The 4,678-nt window shown below is 59.7% G+C and carries 5 protein-coding genes and 3 tRNA genes; 3 read left to right on the top strand and 5 right to left on the bottom strand.

All coding sequences use genetic code 11. The features are described 5' to 3' along the window. From ACETWG_04840 to ACETWG_04830, 3 genes are all read left to right on the top strand, one after another. Positions 1–1,095: hypothetical protein (locus tag ACETWG_04840; protein ID MFB0515914.1), on the top strand; the 1,095-nt coding region annotated here is incomplete at its 5' end. After that, a complete protein-coding gene (locus ACETWG_04835) occupies positions 1,092–1,631 on the top strand; it encodes an RNA polymerase sigma factor (protein ID MFB0515913.1) in 540 nt (179 codons plus the stop codon). The genes ACETWG_04840 and ACETWG_04835, both read left to right, overlap by 4 nt. Continuing rightward, positions 1,628–2,026 (top strand): hypothetical protein, encoded by a 399-nt coding sequence (locus tag ACETWG_04830; protein ID MFB0515912.1) that lies wholly within the window; start codon positions 1,628–1,630, stop codon positions 2,024–2,026. Before ACETWG_04835 ends, ACETWG_04830 begins: the two co-directional genes overlap by 4 nt. Before the next feature lie 506 nt (positions 2,027–2,532). Here the strand turns inward: ACETWG_04830 and ACETWG_04825 are convergent. The 5 genes from ACETWG_04825 to ACETWG_04805 form a co-directional block, all read right to left on the bottom strand. After that, on the bottom strand, positions 2,533–3,471 hold the full coding sequence (locus ACETWG_04825; GenBank protein MFB0515911.1) for a hypothetical protein: 939 nt from the start codon (positions 3,469–3,471) through the stop codon (positions 2,533–2,535). A gap of 517 nt (positions 3,472–3,988) precedes the next feature. Beyond that, positions 3,989–4,234 carry a GIY-YIG nuclease family protein gene (locus ACETWG_04820; protein MFB0515910.1) on the bottom strand — a complete coding sequence of 82 codons (246 nt, stop codon included), beginning with the start codon at positions 4,232–4,234 and terminating at the stop codon, positions 3,989–3,991. Between the two features lie 62 nt (positions 4,235–4,296). Continuing rightward, positions 4,297–4,370, bottom strand: a tRNA-Arg gene (locus ACETWG_04815). 10 nt (positions 4,371–4,380) lie between these two features. After that, positions 4,381–4,452, bottom strand: a tRNA-Glu gene (locus tag ACETWG_04810). A gap of 14 nt (positions 4,453–4,466) precedes the next feature. Beyond that, positions 4,467–4,537, bottom strand: a tRNA-Gln gene (locus ACETWG_04805). Positions 4,538–4,678: the final 141 nt, after the last annotated feature.

Below are 4,678 nucleotides of genomic sequence, written 5' to 3'. Positions count from 1 at the left end.
ACCTTCCCATCGGAAACGGCCTACGCCAACTGGATGTACGCCGCCCGGTACGCCGGGGACCCCGATTATGAATCCCTGTTGGCAAGGGGTGTCCGTAAGTACCCGGCCAACCCGGTCCTCCTGTATCTGTCCGGAATGCTGGAGCACGGCCACTACGCTAACCTCAAGGGCCAGCTCCGGTTGGAAAAAGCGGCCTCCCTGGACCCCGGATACCTGGACCCCTGGTTCTCCCTGGTCATTCACTATATGGACCAGGAACCGGAAAAGGTGGACCTTGCCCTACGGAAAATTCTGGAAGGGGGCGGAATTGCCGAAGAGATCATGGATATGTCCTTCAACATGCTGGCCCTGCTGGAACCGGACGCCATCCTCATCACCAACGGCGATAATGACACCTATCCGGGCTGGATCCTGACCCGGCTCTTGAACATCAGGCCGGACGTGCGGATCGTCAACCGCTCCCTGCTGAACACCGACTGGTACCCTGCGTACGTCATCCGGGAAGGGATTCCCCGGTTCATCACCCGAGTAGAGCTGCTGATCCTGCGATCGGAGATACTTGAGGACATTAAGAGCGGGAGGCGGCCCGATCCTTCCGGGAGCCCCTTCAGCGATACCCTCATCGTGCGTATTATCAAGGCTGCCCAGCGGGAAGGCCGCCCGGTCTATTTCGCCGCCACCCTGGCTTCTTCCGGAACAATTGACCGATACCGGAGTGCTGGCCGTCTCCTGGGACTGGTCACACTGGTGACACCCACCGATAAAGCCTATTCCCAACAGCTGCGCTCCCTGGCGAGTACCTGGACCGGCCAATTCCGGACCGGGGGGCTGGATTCCTGGCGGCTTCGGCATGCCCGTGCCGCCGATGCTGGCCGGAAACTCATGTTCAACTACTTCGCCAGCATCCATAAACTGCTGGACCCCCTCCGCCGCGATGCCCCCAACCTGGTCCCCGACCTGTTTCACTGGTACCGCCGTCATCTGGAACCGATCGTACCGGCGGACCAGATCGATGCCATGAGCACCACCTGGTGCCGCGCAGCGGAGTACCCTGAGATCCGCGCCTGGTGCCGGGAGCAGGGCTACCTTGAATGACCTCTGACTGGGACAGCCTGCAGGCGGCACGTGCTGGAGACGAGTCGGCCTGGCGCTTGCTCTACCAGCGCCACTCGCCCACCCTGCTCCGCACCACCCTGTTCGTCACCGGCTCGCACGATGCCGCCGAGGATATCGTCCAGGAAGCCTTCATCCGGCTGCTGAAACGCCGATTGCCACCGGTCCGAGGGAACTTCCAGGCCTATCTGCACACCATCGCCTACCGCCTGGCCCTCAAGGAAATCCAGCGTAGCCAGCGCTACCACCCCGGGGCGAATCCCCACACCATCCGGGACGGGGCTCCCTCCCCCCTGGAAGCCTACCTCAACAGCGAGCGCGACAAGGGGATCGCCGCCATCATCGACGCCCTGCCCCAACCCCAGCGGGACGTCCTGGTCCTGAGATTCTACGGCGGCCACAGCTACCGGGAAATCGCCCGCATGACCCGCACCCCCTTGGGTACCGTTAAATCACGAATGTTCCACGCCGTGCGCACCTGCCGGCATCACCTCCGGGAAAAGGGAATCACACCATGAACCACCTGGATAACGACCTCCTGCTGAAATACGTCCTCCAACTGCTGGATGACCGCGACGCTACCCATGTCCGGACCCACCTCGACGCTTGCCCGGAATGCAGCACCCGGCTGGCGGAACTGGAGGCGGACACCCGGCTCCTCGGTGCCCTCGAACCCCGCATCGAACCCTCCTTCCCCCCGCTGGCGGCCTCCAAACCGGCGTCTGTGCCGGCGGTCCTGAAGCTGGCGGCTGCCTTTGTCTGCGGGTGCCTGCTGGGCTTCTTCGTATCCGAGTGGCGAAACCCGGGCAGCGTCCAGATCGTGGAGCAGCACCTGGTACCGCAGTCGCCCCCCGCCCAAATATCGCAGTTCTATCCCACGGAGCAGCTGGAACTGGCCATCGAACTGGAGTAGCTCCCCTCACACCGACCCCGCTACTTCGGAAATACCACGATACGCGGGGGAGGCTTCCGGGCTGGCAGCGCAGTATATGAATCGGCTGCCGGATTATCTTATCCGCCTGCTGGCGGATAAAAACCCCTACTCCCGGAGGGAAATGAGGGTTACTCATTGGTACGGCCGGAAGGACTGGATCCCGCCGATGGCGGGGCGAAGTCTCTCTGTAGGCTACCTGTCCGTAGCGAAGCGAGGACGCCGAGGCCCCCAACCTTCTGGTCCGCAGCCAAAAGGAATGGTTCATAACCTACTGTTAATTAACGATTCTATTTTCTAGTGTGGCTATTTTATGCCGATTCCTCTCTAAATACCAATCAACACATTTTCTATGTAATCTGAACAATACGTTCAGGTTACACAGAACTTGGTCTGTTCGGGGGTATATCACCTTATGTACAGGGAATTGCCCCTTTATTTTGCGTCGAAATTCTAACTTAAGATCTGGAGCGGTTTTTGGGGCAAGGTCACGGATCAATCGTTCGGTTCTTCGGGAGGTAGCCGCCCAGGACCAACTTGTAAGGCACGTGGCGCCAGCGCGGAACGCCGAAGCGCTGGTAGAACCTGGTTTCCCATAATCGCCGGCGTTCCTTGAGCGTCAGGGCACTTCGGCAGCGCGGGTCCTGCTCGTCGTACTGCTCGGGAAAGCTGGCGACGCGCTCACGCATTACGCCGGGATGTGCGCCGGTAAAGCGCCGAATGAACTGGCGGGGATAAGTCCGCAGGTAGTAGTCCTTGCCTACCGGCCTGGCTTTCCCCTGGCGATGGACGGCGTCGCGCAGCTTCTCGGCCTGTTTCTCCCGGGAATGGACGAATCCATACCGATAGATATCTTCGCCAGTGTCAATCGCACGCGGATAACGCCCACGGATCGAAAAGCGGTCGAACACGGCGAAACCCATAGCATCGCGGATGGAATACATACCGATGTGCGGCCGCACAATGCGCACCGAGTACTTGAAACGACGCGGATAGGTGGCTATGTAGTGCTGGTAATCCGCCCAGAACGTGAGCCGCTCCAGCAGCATCGCCTCCACCCGCGCGTCGTGGCGATACTTCTCCATGAGCTCCCGCAGGACGCCATACGAGCGCTCGTGCAGCACCTCGTTGGCCTGCACGTAGATGCACCAGTCGCCCTGACAGAGGTGCAGACCGATGTTGGTCTGCTGCGCCAGCAGGCACTTGCGGGGCCGGACCTTCTCCGACCACACGGTCTCCACGATGCGCAAGCGGGGATCGTTGATGGCGCGGATCTGCTCGAGGGTGTCGTCGTCACTCTTCCCCACGACCGCGATAAACTCATCGCAGATCGGCAGCGCGGACTGAATGACTTCCAGGAAAGGATAGTCGAGACGCTGCCCGTTGCGCACGATGGTCACCCCGGACACCAGCACGTCACCGCCCACGCGTCGCTCCGCGCTTCAGCCGCCGGGGACTCGACAACCCTTCACACCCCGCTAGGCTCCCCCTGCCTATGGTAGTCATCGGCGCGAAATGTAGGCCCGCCCCCTCCGCCGGTCAAACGGAATAATCCGCCCCGCCATGGGTGAGGAATGGGAGCGCGGCAGCCAGGGCACTGCCAGATGTACACCCATCCCCAACTTCGACCCGGCAGTACGGTATGTAAATCGCTGCCGGATTATTTTATTCGCCAGCCGGCGAATAAAAAATCCCACTTCTGGAGGGAAGTAAGGGTTTCTCGTCAGTACGCCCGGAAGGACTTCCCGCCTACAGTCCCACCAGAGGCAAGGCCTACGGCGGGACTGAATCCCGCTGCAAGCGGGGCGGCTCCCCAACCTTCTGGTCCGTAGCCAGACGCTCGACCAGCATGAAAAAAACCCCGGCCTCCCGAAAGAAACCGGGGATTTCAATCCGTACGCCCGGGAGGACTCGAACCCCCAACCTGTCGCCGCGGCGACCGCTCTATCCTTGCAAGATCCTAATTTGGAGTTCTTCCCTCCCTTTTCCCTGCTTAAAGTAAGCTTCTCGACGCATAGCTGCGCTTCGGGAAGAAAACTCCTCGACATACAGCACGTCAAAAGGGCCCCGCCAACGGGTAGCTTTGCTCTGGCCGGTATTATGCTGGCGCAGACGTCTTGATAAATTCTTGGTGTAACCAGTATAGTGTTTTCCAGTTGATCTGCTTTTCAAAACGTAAACATAATACACGATTGCCCCAGAACCACCAGCTAAAAAATTCTCTCCACAACCCCTCTAAGATTCTAAAATCGTACGCCCGGAAGGACTCGAACCCTCAACCTTCTGGTCCGTAGCCAGACGCTCTGTCCAATTGAGCTACGGGCGCGTATTAAGCGTAGCGCATAGGGGAATCGAACCCCTGTTTCCGGATTGAGAGCCCGGTGTCCTTACCCCTAGACGAATGCGCCAGTCAAATAGCCAGTTGGGGAACAGGGATTCGAACCCCGACTTTGTGATCCAGAGTCACACGTCCTGCCATTAGACGATTCCCCATTCTCCCGCAGGGATCCATGCGGAAAAAATCAGCGCAAATATAAAGCCGCCGGAAGTGCCCGAGCAAGGTGTGATCCCTCCTCTAGCTAGACACCACTATAGGGTGCGCAGGAACCGTAGCAGCTCGTCTTCCTTCATGAA

This window comes from Candidatus Neomarinimicrobiota bacterium (assembly GCA_041862535.1).
GTDB lineage: Bacteria > Fidelibacterota > Marinisomatia > SCGC-AAA003-L08 > TS1B11.
The sequence above is the reverse complement of the archived record's forward strand: the minus strand, read 5'-3'. Positions and strand labels throughout refer to the sequence as shown.

Coding starts and splice junctions, on each gene's coding strand:
- ACETWG_04835 (MFB0515913.1), top strand. CDS start 1,092: ATGACCTCTGACTGGGACAGCCTGCAGGCGGCACGTGCTGGAGACGAG.
- ACETWG_04830 (MFB0515912.1), top strand. CDS start 1,628: ATGAACCACCTGGATAACGACCTCCTGCTGAAATACGTCCTCCAACTG.